The organism is Citrobacter sp. KTE30 (assembly GCF_000398825.1).
Taxonomy (GTDB): Bacteria; Pseudomonadota; Gammaproteobacteria; order Enterobacterales; family Enterobacteriaceae; genus Citrobacter; species Citrobacter freundii.
Genome location: NZ_KB976055.1, coordinates 713660 through 728656 on the forward strand (window position 1 = coordinate 713660; position 14997 = coordinate 728656).

Sequence of the window (14997 nt, forward strand, 5' to 3'; positions counted from 1 at the left end):
CTATGCAACACTTAAGCGGGCGCTGGATGAAGGCGTTAAACGGCATCGTTATTGCTCTGAGTCTGGCGCTGCCTGGCGCGGCGCAGGCGCGATCTCTGGAGTCGCTGGTCAACGTCCAGGGCGTCAGGGAAAACCAACTTGTCGGCTACAGTCTGGTGGTCGGTCTGGACGGAACCGGGGATAAAAACCAGGTTAAATTCACCAACCAGACTATCACCAACATGCTGCGTCAGTTCGGCGTTCAGTTGCCGAGCAAAATCGACCCGAAGGTGAAGAACGTTGCGGCGGTGGCGGTCAGCGCGATGCTGCCGCCCATGTACTCGCGTGGGCAAACCATTGACGTCACGGTCTCGTCGATCGGCGATGCCAAAAGCCTGCGCGGCGGTACATTACTGCTCACCCAATTACACGGTGCTGACGGAGAAGTTTACGCCCTTGCACAAGGGAGCGTGGTGGTCGGCGGGATGAACGCCACCGGGGCCAGCGGCTCCAGCGTCACTGTGAATACCCCCACCGCCGGGTTGATACCGAATGGGGCATCCGTGGAGCGGGAAATTCCCAGTGATTTCCAGATGGGCGATACCATCACGCTTAATCTGAAACGTCCTTCTTTCAAAGATGCCAACAATATTGCGGCGGCGATCAACGCGTCGTTTGGCGGCATTGCGACGGCGCAAAGCTCGACCAACGTCAGCGTCCGCGCGCCAACCAGTCCAGGGGCGCGCGTCGCCTTTATGTCTCAGTTGGATGACGTCCAGGTGCAGGCGGAAAAAGTGCGTGCCCGCGTGGTATTTAACTCGCGTACCGGCACAGTGGTGATGGGCGATGGCATTGCCCTGCACGCGGCGGCGGTATCGCATGGCAGCCTGACGGTGTCCATCAATGAAAGCAGCAACGTCAGCCAGCCGAATGCGTTTGCTGGTGGTCGTACGGCGGTAACGCCGCAGAGCAATATTTCGGTGAATCATGCCCGCCCGGGAATGATCAGTCTGCCAGAGTCCAGCAGTCTGAAAACGTTGGTTAACGCCCTTAACAGCCTGGGCGCCACGCCGGACGACATTATGTCGATTTTGCAGGCCCTGCATGAAGCCGGAGCGCTGGACGCCGATCTGGAGGTGATTTAATGGCCGACATCAAAGTGAATCATAGCGGGGGCATTGACGGCAGCGATGCGTTAATGGGCCCGAAAATTAAAGATAACGATTTACAGAAAGCCGCTCATCAGTTTGAAGCCATTTTCTTACGCAACATGCTGAAAGAGATGCGTAAAACCAATGAGATCTTCGACTCAAAAGACAACCCGTTTAACAGCGACTCGGTACGCATGATGCAGGGATTTTATGACGATCAGCTGTGCAACAGTCTTGCCCAACAACACGGCATTGGCATTGCGGCGATGATCGTCAAACAACTCTCCCCTCATCACAAAGGATAAAGGTTGCGCGGCGGCTTAAGAACTGTGGTTTTTTCGCCGCTCTTAATCGGCAAGGTTGTTAACGACAGACCGGGTGACTGACCGGCGAGGACTCTTTGATGGACATGATTAATATTGGCTACAGCGGCGCATCGACGGCGCAGGTGGAGCTTAATGTAACCGCGCAAAACACGGCTAACGCCATGACCGACGGTTATACCCGGCAGGTTGCCATCACCAGTACCATTGGCGCCAGCTCCGGTTCAGCCAACAGTGCGGGTAACGGTGTGCAGGTGGACAGTATTCGCCGCGTTTCTAACCAGTATCAGGTGAACCAGGTGTGGTATGCCGCCAGTGATTACGGCTATTACAACACCCAGCAGGAGTATTTAACGCAACTGGAAACCGTTCTCAGCGACGATAACAGTAGCCTGAGCGGCGGTTTTGACAACTTTTTTGCCGCGCTAAACGAAGCCACCACCAGCCCGGATGATTCCGCCCTGCGTGAACAGGTGATCAGCGAGTCCGGTGCGCTGGCGCTGCGTGTGGATAACACGCTGGACTACATCGACTCGCAAAGCAGTGAGATCGTCAGCCAGGAACAGGCGATGGTGGCGCAGGTGAACACCCTGACTACCGGGATTGCCAGTTATAACCAGCAAATTGCGGAAGCTGAAGCCAACGGCGATAACGCCTCGGCGCTGTACGATGCTCGCGATCAGATGGTGGAGCAACTGAGCGGCATCATGGACGTGCAGGTCAATATTGATGATGAAGGTAACTACAACGTTACGCTGCAAAACGGTCAGCCGTTGGTCAGCGGGCAGGAGAGTTCCACCATTGAACTGGAGACTAACGCCGACGGTACGCAGAGCATGTCTCTGACCTTTGCCGGGACCACATCGTCCATGGATACCGATACCGGAGGCTCGCTGGGGGCGCTGTTTGATTATCAAAATCAGGTACTGACGCCGCTGACGGGAACGATTAACAGCATGGCGGAGCAGTTTGCCGATGCAGTTAACACCCAGCTTGCGCAGGGCTATGACCTGAACGGAAATCCCGGCGAACCGCTGTTTATTTATGATGAAAATTCATCTGATGGCCCGCTGGAAGTGAATCCCGATATCACCGCCGACGAGCTGGCGTTTTCCAGTTCGCCGGATGAAAGCGGTAACAGCGATAACCTGCAGGCGCTGATCAATATTTCTACCGAACCGTTGGATATAGAGGGGTTGGGCAGCGTGACCGTGGGCGAAGCCTGTTCGTCGATCATCAGCAACATTGGTATCTACAGCCAGCAGAACCAGACGGAAGCCGAAGCGGCGGCCAACGTCTACTCCGAAGCGCAGACCCAGCAGAGCAGCGTCAGCGGGGTCAGCATGGACGAAGAAGCGGTGAACCTCATTACCTATCAGCAGATTTATGAGGCCAACCTGAAAGTTATCTCAACGGGCGCAGATATTTTCGATTCTGTGCTGGAAATGTGTAGCTAACCTGGAGAGGAATGAATATGCGTGTGTCTACTCAGCAATCTTATGTGTCCATGACGCAGAGTTTTAACGATCTCTCCAGCGATCTGTCCCATGTCGTTGAGCAAATGGCGACCGGGAAAAGTATTCTGCTGCCGTCTGACGATCCAATCGCGGCGACCCGTATTACGCAACTTAACCGCCAGCAATCGGCCCTCGACCAGTATCAGAGCAATATTGACTCCGCGACGGCGGGCATGAGTCAGCAGGAGTCGATCCTTGATGGCGTGAATAACGATCTGTTGGCGATTCGCGACGATCTGCTGGAAGCGGCGAACGGCACCAATACCGCCGATTCGTTAGCCAGCCTGGGGCAAGATATTCAGTCGATGACCGAAGCGATGGTCTCGGCATTAAATTACCAGGATGAAGACGGGCACTATGTGTTTGGCGGCACGGTCAACGATCGGCCGCCGATTGTCGCCGTGGACGACGACGGTGATGGCGTCACCGACAGCTATACCTACCAGGGGAACGGCGATCATCGCCAGACCACGGTTTCCAATGGCGTGGAAGTCGATACCAACGTGGCGGTCAGTGATTTCTTCGGCGATAGCCTGGACGTGCTGAACACCCTGACGTCGCTGTCGAAAGAGCTACAGGATCCGTCGGTTGACCCAGCCGACCCGCAGGTGCAAAGCGATATTGAAAATGCCATCAATACGGTGGATGACGCTTCCGACTCGCTCAATGCTTCTATTGCCACCATCGGTGAAACGCAAAATACGATGAGTATGCTGAGCGGCGCGCAAACGGATATCGCCACCTCTAACGATCAGCTGATTGGTCAACTGAGCGATCTGGATTACGGCCCGGCTTCCATAACCTTTACCGGTCTGGAAATGGCGATGGAAGCCACTTTAAAAACCTACTCCAAAGTGAGTGAGTTGAACCTTTTCAGTGTGATTTAACAGCGAGCAGTAGCCCAGGAATAGTATGCAGGTCGGTTTAAATACAACATCACTCTCCGGTAGCGGAGCGCTTAATCCTTCTGTACAACAGCATAGCGTTGCGCAGAATGTCCCTGTCCGTCAAAAGTTACCCGCAACGGCGAGTGATTACCCGGCCTCACCGCTTATTACCACCCGGCCTCAGCGCTACAGTGTGCAGCTCAACGATCAGCTCACCACGCTGCAGCAGGCCGATCACTACCTGGGGCAACTGGAACAGCATTTGCTGGATTATCGCCATGCCTCGCGCCGTGGCGGGCAGACGCAGCAGCAAAAGGGCGCTGAGCTTACCCAGTGGCTGGATAAACGCACGGCATTATCCGGCGGCGCAGTTGACAGGCAGCTGCGTCCGGTATTGCAAGGCGAAGCGCGGGTGACCTTTCACTCGCCTGAACTGGCGCAGATGCTGCAAAAAAATGCCATAAGCTCGCGCATGTTTAGTGTCTCTGACGGACGGCAAACGCAGCACTCTGCGGTGGTGGTCGGTGAAGATCTGGATCCCGGTCAGTACAAAATGATGATGAGCAACGCGCTGCGCCGTGTCGGTGTGCAGGTGCATGACCAACAGGGCGCACTGACCTTCTCCACTACGGAAAAGGAGTGGCCGCAGATTGAACAAACCCTGAGCGTACGTGATATGGACGCAAAGTCTTCTGCGTATACGCAGCTGACGACTTTTGCCGATCCTTGCCGTACGGACGAATTACTGCAGAGCGTATTGCAGGGCAGTTCCCGCACTCAGGATGGGTTACAACAGGCGCTGGATGCTATTGGCGATCAGCGCGCGCAGATGGCCGCGCAGCAGGAGAAGGCCCGGCAACTGATTGACGGTATGGCGCGTTTTCCGCAGGCAGAAAGTGCGGTAAAAGCCTCAGAGTCACTCGGTGGGGTATTAGATCATGCTAATCACAATTATCAGGTATTAGCACAAGCGGTTAATGGACAGGCCCGGCTTTCCAGTCAGACCGTCCGTAGTCTATTACGCTAGCTCTAGTTTGGCTGGCATGCTGTTGTTGAGAATATAAATGCAGAGGGGTCTGTGACTAACAGGCCTCCAACATCCTGAGTAAAAAGCAAATTTTGCTGTGGGTTTAAATGAATCCACCAGGCATGCAGATTGTGTTCAACAATAAAGGTACTGAAATCTGATAAGCGAAAGTCATTTTTATCGGCTTTCGCATCGCTAAAATGAAACTCACCCTGTTTAGACAATCCCGCGTAACGATTAATACATGCTGAGATCTTAAATGTTGACGGTGCTTTGTTATTTTGGTCCAGAGGGACGAGCGTCAGAGCAGTGTTTTTGTCCTGTGGGCTCATAATGAGTGCGTAATGCGCATTCTTGCCGCTATTAAGATCGTAATTAGCAATGACCGTGTTCTCAATGCGTGCATGAGCCATGAAGGTAAAAAATAAAGTTACAGTAGCCAGAAGATAGAGGAAGTAACTATTTGCATTTTGGCATTTCATTTAACATTTTCTCCACTTCTTTAATTAAAACACTATTCATTTCATTATCTTTATTGAGCCAGCTACTAAAATTCAATGCTAACTGCCAACTGTCATTGCATTGATTGCTCAGTACAATATCAAGTGCGAATTTGTTCAGCGACACTCTGTAATACAAATCCATTGAGACATTGTGCGTCACCAACAGTTGATTGATTTGTTGCACTCCAGGGAGAATATGTTGCGAGAAAAGAGACGGCGATGTTTTTTTTTCATCTGGGTCGTAAAGATGGTAAACCGTAACATGACTGGCACTCTCAAGATTTTCTTTTACTAACTGTGGGGTTTCTTCCGTTTTCGTGACGGATGATGTTTTAAAATCAGACATCAGGACAAACAACAAAAGCGCGATAATAATGACGGGCAGGGTGATAAGAACGGCTCTGTAAGGATGACTTTTAGCATCCGCGGGTTTCTCTAATTCATTGTTTAATAAAGGTGTGGATAGTTTTTTCGGCACTCCCTGATTTGTGCTCACGCTTTCTTCAGGCACGCTGTTTGCAGATAAAACAGCACTCTCTTTGGTTTCATCACTGGCGATGCCATCAACCACATTAATATTGTGGTCAATATCTTCGGACAGGTAGTTTTTATTAAACAAATACCCTTTTTTAGGGATCGTTTTTATAATTTCCTGTTGTTTTCCATCATCATCGATCGCGACGCGCAAGGCATGAACGGCTGTGGGCAGGCTATTTCCACCGACGATGCGATTCTTCCAGACTGCGGTCATTAAAAACGAACGCGATAAGACGACATCGGCATTTTTAGCTAATGTCTCTAACAGAATAAAATGGTATTCGCCGAGCCGACGCGTTTCGCCAGTCTCACAATGGATTAACGCATTAAGCGAAGAATCCATTCGCCAGTTATTGACTACAATACTCATGATTTTGTCTACCCGTGCAAGATTTTTTAAATCCTTGATGTCACACCGTTAAAAATCAGTGCATTAAAATTCTGAAGGAATTGAGATATCTTTTTCTGGCTGCCAGGATGAGACGTGGCAGCCTGATCGGTGTTGAGTGTTTTTTGTTCTGTCCGAAAAAGGACTGAAAATGTAACGAAAGTGTCCTGGACTCACAATATAAAAGTACGTTGTATTTGCAACTAAATGTAAATATAGACGTGAGTGATGTAGGTTAAACTATTTTTGATTAGGTATAATCTTATTAATTTCATGGCGTTAACGTTCGATGTTTGACGGCGATCATTTCATTATTAGATATTTCTAATAATCTTTTAATTAAAAATTGATTGAGCTAATTCTTATGTTGTGAGGTGTGGTGAAAAATAGCACGGGATGCTAATAAAGGCAGCGCTTAGCGTTTGTTTATATCCCCTGAACTGATTTTTTAAACGAGTGAAAAAATTTTTTCTCCGTGCTTTAAGTTTTCCGAACGGGTGGTCGTTTTTACAGGGTATCGAAACGAAAACGATTATTCCCAAGGAGCAGTACCATGTTATCGATTAATACTAATACCGCCTCAATGGCAGCTGTAAACGCTATCAACAAAAGCAGCGCATCCCTGTCTACTTCGATGGAACGTCTGGCGACAGGTAACCGCATTAACTCTTCTGCTGACGATGCTGCAGGCAAACAGATTGCCAGCCGCCTGAGCGCACAATCCGACGGTATGGGCGTTGCACTGAGCAACATTCAGGACGCAACCGCAATGCTGCAGACCGCAGATAGCATGTTTGACGAAATGACCGACGTGCTGGGTCGCATGAAAGACCTGTCCACGCAGGCAGCGAACGGAACCTACAACAGCGACGACCTGCAGGCGATGCAGGATGAATACGACGAACTGGGCCAGCAGATGTCTGACATGCTGCAGAACACCACCTACGGTGGTACTAACCTGTTCGGTACGGCATCTGGCAGTAATACCGGTGTTTCTGGTCTGTTCCAGAGCGCAGTCACCTTCCAGGTGGGTGCTGAGTCTTCTGACACCATGACCGTGGACATCTCCAGCCAGCTGGGTGATCTGGTGACAGATCTGACAGCTGTCAGTGATGCTTTCTCTTCTGATCAGGCTGGTACTGGTGTTTCTGGTGGTACTGAGCTGACCGCTTCTGGTTCTGCTAACGGTATGATCAGCACTATCCAGACCGCAATGGACGATGTGTCCAAGATCCAGTCCAAACTGGGCGCGTCTATCAACCGTCTGAACGACACCGCAAACAACCTGACCAGCATGCAGGACAACACTAACGTAGCGATCGGTAACATTATGGATACCGACTACGCGACGGAAGCCTCCAACATGACGCAACAGCAGGTGCTGATGCAAACTGGCATCACCATGCTGAAGCAGTCCAACAGCATGTCCAGCATGGTGTCCAGCCTGCTGCAGTAATTCTGTTCTGTGGTGAAATTGCGCCATTCACAACACCGCCGACTGGCGGTGTTGTGCTTTCAGCGGCAGAAGGGGAGTCAGGAAGTTTCCTGTCCAACGGAAATTCGATTTCCATGTGCTTAGTAACTAATTGATTTCAAATAAATTAAAAACTGGCATACATTTTGCTTTAACAACGATAACGTCGCACGGAGTTATTCATGATCAACCCAAGAACTATGGCGAAAGCCGCAGCTTATGCCGATATCGCCACGCAGAGCGCCAACCTGCAACAACAGCAGGCAGAGTTGAATGCTGAAAGCAGCGGGCTGGATTCGCTGAGCACGGCATTAACCGATTTCCAGTCGGCTATTGATGCCTTGAACAGTGATACAGACGGTCCACTGACCTTTTCGGCGACATCGAATAACGACTCTGCGACGGTTTCTGCCAACTCGGAAGCTCAGGCGGGAACGTACTCATTTTATGTCAGCAAGTTGGCACAGGGTCAGCAGTCTACGTTCCAGATGACAGACAATTTTTATGAGGCGACCGGTACGTTTGATCTGACCATGGAAGATGGCAGCAGCATGGAGATCGATCTTTCTACGGCCGATAGCGACGGTGATGGCTATATCGATGCCACCGGGCTGGTAGATGCTATCAATAGTAGTGACGACAACCCGGGTGTTTCGGCTGCGCTGGTGAAAACAGATGGCCAGACAACCATTATGCTGACGTCTGACACTACCGGCGCACAAAGTGGTTTCACGGCGACAGTTAATGGCACGGTCATTGCCAGTCCGGAAACTGCGATGACGACTCCACAAGATGCTGTAATTAATCTGGGAGGTAAGGATGGGCCGGCCATCACCAGCAGCAGTAATACCTTCGATGATGTGATTCCCGGTGTGACCATGACCTTTACGGAGGTCAGCGATCCAGACGATACCAGCGATGTCACGACGATTACCGTGGCAGAAGACTCCAGCGCCTCACAGGCAAAAGTACAAACCTTTGTTGATGCCTATAACACCCTTGTCGACACAGTAGATTCATTAACCAGCAATGGCGGTGATGGTTCTAATCCTGGTGTTTTTGCGGGTGACGCCGGGCTCAGTTCATTAACCAACCAACTTGACGATATCGCCCACTCTTACTACGACGGCGTATCGATTGTTGATTATGGCATCTCGCTCGATTCCGACGGCCATTTAGAAATTGACTCCGATAAGTTTAACGAAGCGATGGAAGCGAACCCGGATGGTCTGACGTCAATTTTTGTCGGTGATGACAGCATGGTCGCGCAAATGGATAACCTGATGGACAGCTATCTGGACTCCAGTACCGGCATCATCACTATGCGTGAAGACAACATTGAGGATCAGCAGAGCAAAATCCAGGACGAAAGCGATCAGCTTACTGAAACCTATAACACCAATTACGAACGCTACCTGGAAGAGTACACCAATACGCTGATTGAAACGTACACCATGAAAGTGAGTATGGCCGCGTTTATGTAAGCGACCGGTTTAGTAAAAGAATAGAGAGTCAATATGTACGACACGCAGGATGGTTATTCGCAATACAAAGAGATGGATCTTGCTGCCCGTACGGCAGCTGCATCGCCTTTAGAACTGGTGCTGGTGCTGTTTTCCGGTTTGATGGATGAACTGGAACGCGCCAAAAGCCACATTGAGAACAAACGCTATGAGCGTAAAGCGCAGAGCATTAATAAATGCATCGATATTCTCAACGCCTTAACCAGCTCGCTGGAGTTTGAAACCGGCGGTGAGCTGGTGGTGAATCTCTCCCGACTTTATGACCACTGCGTCTATCGCCTGTATGAAGCCAGTGGTGAATTGTCGTTAGAAAAAATTGATGAAGTGATCCTGATCCTGACGAATCTGCGCACAGGTTGGGAAGGTCTGTCGGCAAAACTGGGGTAAGGCGATGGAAAGAGAGCGCCAGCAACAACAGCTTTATGCCCTGGTAAAAGAGATGAATGACGCCCTCGATCAAAAGCGTTGGCGGCGGCTACCCAGCCTGCATCAGCAGGTAATGCGTGTTTTTCATGAATATGAAGCCTGGGAAACGGATGTCAGCGCGTTGCGCAAGGTTAAAGACAACATGCTTTCGGCATTTGAAGCGCTGATTGCGCGACGAACTCAGCGTGCGGAAGAACTTAAAGCGCGAATGGATAAACATCAGCAAAACCAGGAAGGAATGTTGGCGTATTCAATGGTTAATTTAATTTCGGAGAAGGCATGAATCCTGTATTACTGGCCTCGGTCAGTGCGTCGGCAGAGGCCACACCGGAAAAGGCGACTGTTTCGGCGTCGGCTGCCCCTGCAAGCAGCGGCACATTTTCTTTACCCCAGTCGGGGCTTAACGCCGCGGCTGAGCGGCTGATTGGAGCAAAACTGAGCCATCAGCAGACATCGGCGGCTGCACATAAACCAGACGACGCGAATCCGGCAGCCATGCAGGCATTGCTGGCGATGCTATTGGCGCAACCGACTCAGGCAGCCCCGGCCGATTTACAAAAGCAGCCTGATGGCGACATGTTGAGAATGCTGGCGCAGGTGCAAACCACCCATTCTGGGTCATCACTGTTGCGCCAACTGGCGAGCGCCATGGCCCAGCCGGAAAAAACGTCCACGCCATCTGCTGAGCAGCATACAACTGACTTAAAGTCACTGCCGCCTAAGCTGCAAACGTTATTGGCGTCACTCAGCGAGGATTTGCCGCCCGCAACTCCGGATCAACAGGCTAAGCTGGCGACGTTTTCCGCCCAGGATCTGCGTGCGATTGTGCCGGAGCCTGCGTCACTCTCGACCACCCAACAAATTTCTGCTCGGGTGAAAGCAACCCAGAACGCCAGTCCTCGTCCGGTGGTGGAGAGGAAAAACGCTGGAGTGACGGTTAACCCGGCGCTCTCTACGCAAAGTTTGCTCAATACCGCGGCGCAGGGAAATCAGCCGGTGAATCCGCTGATTGACCATAACATCGTGTCGACGCAAGCGTCCTCGCCAGTGACGATGTCAACGGAGGAGCTCGGGGAGAAACTCACCGCGCTGCTTAAAGACAGAATTCAGTTCCAGATTGGTCAGCAACAGCAGGTGTCGACCATTCGTCTTGATCCCCCTTCGCTGGGCAAACTTGAAATTGCCGTGCAACTGGATGCAGGCAAGCTGATGGTTCACATCGGCGCAAATCAGAGCGATGTCTGCCGCTCATTGCAACAATTTAGCGAGAACCTACGCCAGCACCTGACGGCGCAGAACTTCATGGAAGTCAATGTTCAGGTCTCTTCCGAGGGGCAATCGCAGCAGCAAAAACAGCAGTCAGGTCATCAACAGGATGAGGTGACGTCGGCATTAGTGCTCAATGATGAACCTCAATTTCAACGGAATGAATCCGTTCTGATCAAAGTGTAAAAGTAAAATGAAGAAAATTGTTATCGCGTGTGTGATCAGCTCCGTTGTGGCTCTGGGTATTGCGGGGGGCGCAGGATGGGGCATTTATCATTCTATGAATAAGCGAACTACGGCTGCAGCAGAGGTTCCTGCCCATGAAGCGGAAGACAGCCAGGATGAATCCAGCAGTATTTTTGTCTCCCTGCCGGAAACGGTGGTTACGCTGCATGATGATGAAGGGAGCGATCGCTATATGGTCGCTGAGCTGGTAATGGTCGTTGATTCAGAGAAAGATGCTGAAAAAATTAAGAAGGACGAACCGCTCTATCAAAGTATTACCGTAGATGAGCTTTCGAATATGAAATATGAAGATATTCGGGCGCTGAAGATCTCCGATATCAGAAAGAAAGTATTTGAGAATCTGAAAGTCGAATTAGCGAAACGCAAAATGGCGACACCTTATAAGGACATATTGGTGAAAAAAGTCGTGTTCCAATAAGCGACAAGCCAGGAAATAACATGATACAGGATGCTTACGAGTCAGAAGACTTTAATGCGACGCCCGTGCTCACGCCAAAGCAAGAGAGCCATTATTTACAGGCTTATCTACCTTTGGTGCGCAAAGTGGTGCGTCAACTTGCGCCGCAATGTACCTGCGTTATGGACAGGCAGGATATGGAACAAACGGCGCTGATGGGATTGCTGAACGCGATTCGCCGCTACGGTCAGCCAGACGAAGGTTTTGCCGGTTATGCTGTTCACCGCATACGTGGCGCAATTCTGGATGAGCTGCGCAGTCTCGACTGGCGGCCTCGCCAGTTACGGCAAAAATACCATCAGATTAAAGATTTGATTCGTGATGCGCGCACACAGCTTGGGCATGAACCCTCATGGGAGGAGTTGTCCCGGCTGGGATTATCGTCTGAGGATTATCAGGAATATCAACAGTTGGAAGGCGCAGAAACGCTGGCCAGTCTGGATGAATTACTGAATGGCGATATGCCGATTGCACCGCTCGAAGGGCGGGGGCTTGAGGAGCAATTCGTCACCCAGGAAATGTTGAGTTACGCCCTGAGCCAACTCAGCGAAAAAGAGAGCCTCGTGCTCTCAATGTATTACCAACACGATATGAATTTAAAAGAGATCGCGCTGGTATTAGGGCTGACCGAAGCCCGAATTTGTCAAATGAATAAAAAAATCACGCACAAGATTCGTGATTGTTTATATCCAGATTAACAATTCCGAATCAACATGCGGAGGACGTAATGCAAAAGATTTTTGGTTTATTAGTGGTTTTGGGCTGCGTATTTGGCGGCTACTTTGAGGCTGGTGGGCAGTTAATTGCTATTTGGCAGCCAGCAGAAATTATTATTATCGTCGGTGCTGGTCTGGGGGCGATGATTATTGGTAACCCGGTACATGTACTGAAAGAGATCGTCCACCAGATCAAAGGGGTAATCAGTAAAAAGAAAATGGGGCCGGAGTTTCAGCGTCAGCTACTGATGTGCCTGTATGAGCTGCTGGAAATGGTGCAAAACGGCGGTCTGCGTATGCTGGATCAGCATATCGAGCAGCCGGAAGAAAGCACCATTTTCCAGAAATACCCGCTGGTGCTGACTCAGAAGCGACTGGTGACATTTATCGCCGATAACTTCCGTCTAATGGCGATGGGTAAAATCGATGCCCATGAACTGGAAGGGATCCTCGATCAGGAACTGGATACCGCGGAAGAATCTTTGTTAACCCCTTCGCGCTCCTTGCAGCGTACCGCAGAGGCGATGCCTGGATTCGGCATTTGTGCTGCGGTATTGGGCATTATCATCACCATGCAGTCCATCGATGGCTCCATTGCGCTTATCGGTTTGAAAGTGGCGGCGGCGTTGGTGGGGACATTCTTAGGGGTATTTATCTGTTATTGTCTGATGGACCCGCTGGCAAACGCCATGGAACAGCAGGCGCGGGCAGAGCATTCGCTGCTCGAATGCGTACGTACCGTGCTGGTGGCGCAAGCGGGCGGTAAACCGACGCTACTGGCGGTCGATGCTGGCCGTAAGCTTCTCCATCTGGCCTCTAAACCCACTTTCGCCAATCTGGATGCATGGGTTAATGCGATGCTGGAGCAGGAATAAGCATGAGGAAGGGGCCAAATCGTCGCGATCGCGGCGCGAAAACCACCATTATCCGCCGACAAATTAAAAAGCATCATGCAGGTCATCATGGCGGGGCGTGGAAGGTCGCCTTTGCTGACTTTACGCTGGCGATGATGGCGCTGTTTATGACGCTGTGGATTGTGAACAGCGTCAGCAAGGCTGACCGAGAAAATATTGTGGCGGCGCTGCACGGCCAGTCAATCTTTAACGGTGGCGGTATGGCACCTTTAAACAAGCTGGGCAAGCAGCCGATAGCGCCGGGTGCGCAGAAGAAAAACGTCACGCGCAACAAGCTGGATAAAACGGTTACCCCGCAAGAGACGGCGAGGATAACAGAAGATAACGCCAAAAAAGCGCTGGATGTAAATGAAAAAGCGGTGTTGCTGAAGCAAAAATCAGCGCGTGAATTGGGCGAGCTGGCGACCGATATTAACGTCATTGCCCGCAATGCACATATGGAAACCAACCTCGAGATGGAGATTGTTCCTCAGGGGCTGCGCGTACTGATTAAAGATGACCAGAACCGGAATATGTTTGAACGCGGCAGCGCCAAAATTATGCCGTTCTTTAAATCGCTGCTGGTTGAGCTGACCCCCGTGTTTGACTCGCTGGACAACAAGCTCATCATTACCGGACATACGGATGCGATGAGCTATAAGAGCAACATTTACAACAACTGGAACCTCTCCGGCGACCGTGCTTTGTCAGCACGACGCGTGCTGGAAGATGCCGGCATGCCGCAGGATAAAGTCATGCAGGTTAGCGCCATGGCGGACCAAATGCTGCTGGATGCCAAAAACCCGGAAAGCGCAGGCAACCGCCGTATTGAGATCATGGTGTTAACGCAAAGTGCTTCCGATACGCTGTATCAATATTTTGGTCAGCACGGCGAGAAAGTGGTTCAGCCACTGGTTGATAAGCTGGACAAACAAAAGCAGGTGACTTCTTTACGTCAGCCCTCTGTTCCCGTCACTCATTAATTCTCTTTTCCGCCCCCCACGCAACGTGGGGGCAAATTATCCCTCAGGAAGGTAATGTGATAGATGTAACCCATATTATTCCATTGGATATTCATACTGATAATGTCACTGATGGGGCTTGTCAGGGAGCGCATTTCGACCCGGTTTCAGGTATCTGGTACACCGAACCTCATGTGTTAAATGAGGGGCTTCGTGACTATGTCTACAACACCGACAGTTTTAACATCGTTGCGCCGTACTATCTGGTGATTACCTCGAAGATGCACTGCTGGAGCTGCCACCAGCTCACCCATATTCACGGGGTGATGTTTACCCGCTTTATCAGAAAAGATCAGGATGGCAAAGGCTGGCAATCTATTCGACGGAATACCTTTCTGTTCCACATTAATTCTCTGCCTGAAGAGATACAAAAGAACATCAAAGCCAGCAATTACTATCTGGATAAAAGTAAAACTACCGGACTACGTTACTGGATGAATCATTGTGAAATTTGTGGAGAACGTCTGGGCGACTATGAGCTTTTCTGCGTGGAAAATGATGCATTTCGCCTGATGACTATCGAAAAATTGCTGCGGGCAAAGATTCGCAAAGTGAATAAACTTTTTGTCAGTACGGCGGGTAATCCAGCAGAACATAAGATCACGGATATCGTGCGTTACCTGTGCGATGCACGCTTCGTCATGAATGGTCCGGCGTAAGGC

At 50.7% G+C, this 14997-nt stretch carries 17 protein-coding genes; 15 read left to right on the plus strand and 2 right to left on the minus strand.

Annotated features, from left to right (window positions below; all coding sequences use genetic code 11):
* Nucleotides 1-2 precede the first annotated feature (2 nt).
* From WC1_RS19380 to WC1_RS19360, 5 genes are all read left to right on the plus strand, one after another.
* Nucleotides 3-1124: a flagellar basal body P-ring protein FlgI gene (locus tag WC1_RS19380; RefSeq protein WP_003843806.1), complete on the plus strand. Its 1122-nt coding sequence runs from the start codon at nt 3-5 to the stop codon at nt 1122-1124.
* A gap of 8 nt (nt 1125-1132) precedes the next feature.
* The gene (locus WC1_RS19375; protein ID WP_196809697.1) at nt 1133-1435 is read left to right on the plus strand and encodes a rod-binding protein; all 303 of its coding nucleotides are present in this window, start codon (nt 1133-1135) and stop codon (nt 1433-1435) included.
* Between the two features lie 98 nt (nt 1436-1533).
* Nucleotides 1534-2910, plus strand: a complete 1377-nt coding sequence (flgK, locus tag WC1_RS19370) for a flagellar hook-associated protein FlgK (RefSeq protein WP_016149613.1) — start codon at nt 1534-1536, stop codon at nt 2908-2910.
* 17 nt (nt 2911-2927) lie between these two features.
* Complete coding sequence (gene flgL / locus WC1_RS19365) at nt 2928-3857, plus strand: flagellar hook-associated protein FlgL (protein ID WP_003843804.1); 930 nt, start codon at nt 2928-2930, stop codon at nt 3855-3857.
* 25 nt (nt 3858-3882) lie between these two features.
* A complete protein-coding gene (locus WC1_RS19360) occupies nt 3883-4884 on the plus strand; it encodes a hypothetical protein (RefSeq protein ID WP_016149614.1) in 1002 nt (333 codons plus the stop codon).
* Nucleotides 4885-4886: 2 nt separating this feature from the next.
* On the opposite strand, the gene WC1_RS19355 is transcribed toward WC1_RS19360, so the two are convergent.
* The gene (locus tag WC1_RS19355; RefSeq protein WP_003838796.1) at nt 4887-5366 is read right to left on the minus strand and encodes a hypothetical protein; all 480 of its coding nucleotides are present in this window, start codon (nt 5364-5366) and stop codon (nt 4887-4889) included.
* Nucleotides 5344-6294, minus strand: coding sequence for a transcriptional regulator (locus tag WC1_RS19350; protein ID WP_016149615.1), 951 nt, complete (start codon nt 6292-6294; stop codon nt 5344-5346). The genes WC1_RS19355 and WC1_RS19350 overlap by 23 nt, the downstream gene beginning before the upstream one ends.
* 571 nt (nt 6295-6865) lie before the next feature.
* Between WC1_RS19350 and lafA the strand changes: the two genes are divergently transcribed.
* The 10 genes from lafA to WC1_RS19300 all read left to right on the plus strand — a co-directional run bounded on the left by lafA (nt 6866) and on the right by WC1_RS19300 (nt 14994).
* A complete protein-coding gene (lafA, locus tag WC1_RS19345) occupies nt 6866-7768 on the plus strand; it encodes a lateral flagellin LafA (protein ID WP_003838793.1) in 903 nt (300 codons plus the stop codon).
* 200 nt (nt 7769-7968) lie between these two features.
* Nucleotides 7969-9270 (plus strand): flagellar filament capping protein FliD, encoded by a 1302-nt coding sequence (gene fliD / locus WC1_RS19340; RefSeq protein ID WP_003843796.1) that lies wholly within the window; start codon nt 7969-7971, stop codon nt 9268-9270.
* A 33-nt stretch (nt 9271-9303) separates the two neighbouring features.
* Nucleotides 9304-9696, plus strand: a complete 393-nt coding sequence (gene fliS / locus WC1_RS19335; protein ID WP_003843794.1) for a flagellar export chaperone FliS — start codon at nt 9304-9306, stop codon at nt 9694-9696.
* A 4-nt stretch (nt 9697-9700) separates the two neighbouring features.
* A complete protein-coding gene (locus tag WC1_RS19330; RefSeq protein ID WP_003843792.1) occupies nt 9701-10018 on the plus strand; it encodes a hypothetical protein in 318 nt (105 codons plus the stop codon).
* Nucleotides 10015-11187 (plus strand): flagellar hook-length control protein FliK, encoded by a 1173-nt coding sequence (locus tag WC1_RS19325; protein WP_016149616.1) that lies wholly within the window; start codon nt 10015-10017, stop codon nt 11185-11187. The genes WC1_RS19330 and WC1_RS19325 overlap by 4 nt, the downstream gene beginning before the upstream one ends.
* 7 nt (nt 11188-11194) lie before the next feature.
* Nucleotides 11195-11665 carry a flagellar basal body-associated FliL family protein gene (fliL, locus tag WC1_RS19320; protein WP_003843790.1) on the plus strand — a complete coding sequence of 157 codons (471 nt, stop codon included), beginning with the start codon at nt 11195-11197 and terminating at the stop codon, nt 11663-11665.
* Nucleotides 11666-11685: 20 nt separating this feature from the next.
* On the plus strand, nt 11686-12402 hold the full coding sequence (locus WC1_RS19315; RefSeq protein ID WP_016149617.1) for a FliA/WhiG family RNA polymerase sigma factor: 717 nt from the start codon (nt 11686-11688) through the stop codon (nt 12400-12402).
* Between the two features lie 29 nt (nt 12403-12431).
* Complete coding sequence (gene motA, locus WC1_RS19310; protein ID WP_003843786.1) at nt 12432-13295, plus strand: flagellar motor stator protein MotA; 864 nt, start codon at nt 12432-12434, stop codon at nt 13293-13295.
* 2 nt (nt 13296-13297) lie between these two features.
* Nucleotides 13298-14296, plus strand: coding sequence for a putative lateral flagellar export/assembly protein LafU (lafU, locus tag WC1_RS19305; protein WP_016149618.1), 999 nt, complete (start codon nt 13298-13300; stop codon nt 14294-14296).
* Between the two features lie 56 nt (nt 14297-14352).
* Nucleotides 14353-14994, plus strand: coding sequence for a hypothetical protein (locus WC1_RS19300; RefSeq protein WP_003838789.1), 642 nt, complete (start codon nt 14353-14355; stop codon nt 14992-14994).
* The last annotated feature ends 3 nt before the right edge of the window (nt 14995-14997 follow it).

Bases quoted from the DNA above. Each gene is read 5' to 3' on its own strand.
- WC1_RS19355 (WP_003838796.1), bottom strand. From the start codon at position 5,366: ATGAAATGCCAAAATGCAAATAGTTACTTCCTCTATCTTCTGGCTACT.
- fliD (WP_003843796.1), top strand. From the start codon at position 7,969: ATGATCAACCCAAGAACTATGGCGAAAGCCGCAGCTTATGCCGATATC.
- fliS (WP_003843794.1), top strand. From the start codon at position 9,304: ATGTACGACACGCAGGATGGTTATTCGCAATACAAAGAGATGGATCTT.
- WC1_RS19350 (WP_016149615.1), bottom strand. From the start codon at position 6,294: ATGAGTATTGTAGTCAATAACTGGCGAATGGATTCTTCGCTTAATGCG.
- WC1_RS19315 (WP_016149617.1), top strand. From the start codon at position 11,686: ATGATACAGGATGCTTACGAGTCAGAAGACTTTAATGCGACGCCCGTG.
- motA (WP_003843786.1), top strand. From the start codon at position 12,432: ATGCAAAAGATTTTTGGTTTATTAGTGGTTTTGGGCTGCGTATTTGGC.
- WC1_RS19325 (WP_016149616.1), top strand. From the start codon at position 10,015: ATGAATCCTGTATTACTGGCCTCGGTCAGTGCGTCGGCAGAGGCCACA.
- flgL (WP_003843804.1), top strand. From the start codon at position 2,928: ATGCGTGTGTCTACTCAGCAATCTTATGTGTCCATGACGCAGAGTTTT.
- WC1_RS19380 (WP_003843806.1), top strand. From the start codon at position 3: ATGCAACACTTAAGCGGGCGCTGGATGAAGGCGTTAAACGGCATCGTT.
- WC1_RS19330 (WP_003843792.1), top strand. From the start codon at position 9,701: ATGGAAAGAGAGCGCCAGCAACAACAGCTTTATGCCCTGGTAAAAGAG.
- WC1_RS19360 (WP_016149614.1), top strand. From the start codon at position 3,883: ATGCAGGTCGGTTTAAATACAACATCACTCTCCGGTAGCGGAGCGCTT.
- fliL (WP_003843790.1), top strand. From the start codon at position 11,195: ATGAAGAAAATTGTTATCGCGTGTGTGATCAGCTCCGTTGTGGCTCTG.
- lafA (WP_003838793.1), top strand. From the start codon at position 6,866: ATGTTATCGATTAATACTAATACCGCCTCAATGGCAGCTGTAAACGCT.
- flgK (WP_016149613.1), top strand. From the start codon at position 1,534: ATGGACATGATTAATATTGGCTACAGCGGCGCATCGACGGCGCAGGTG.
- lafU (WP_016149618.1), top strand. From the start codon at position 13,298: ATGAGGAAGGGGCCAAATCGTCGCGATCGCGGCGCGAAAACCACCATT.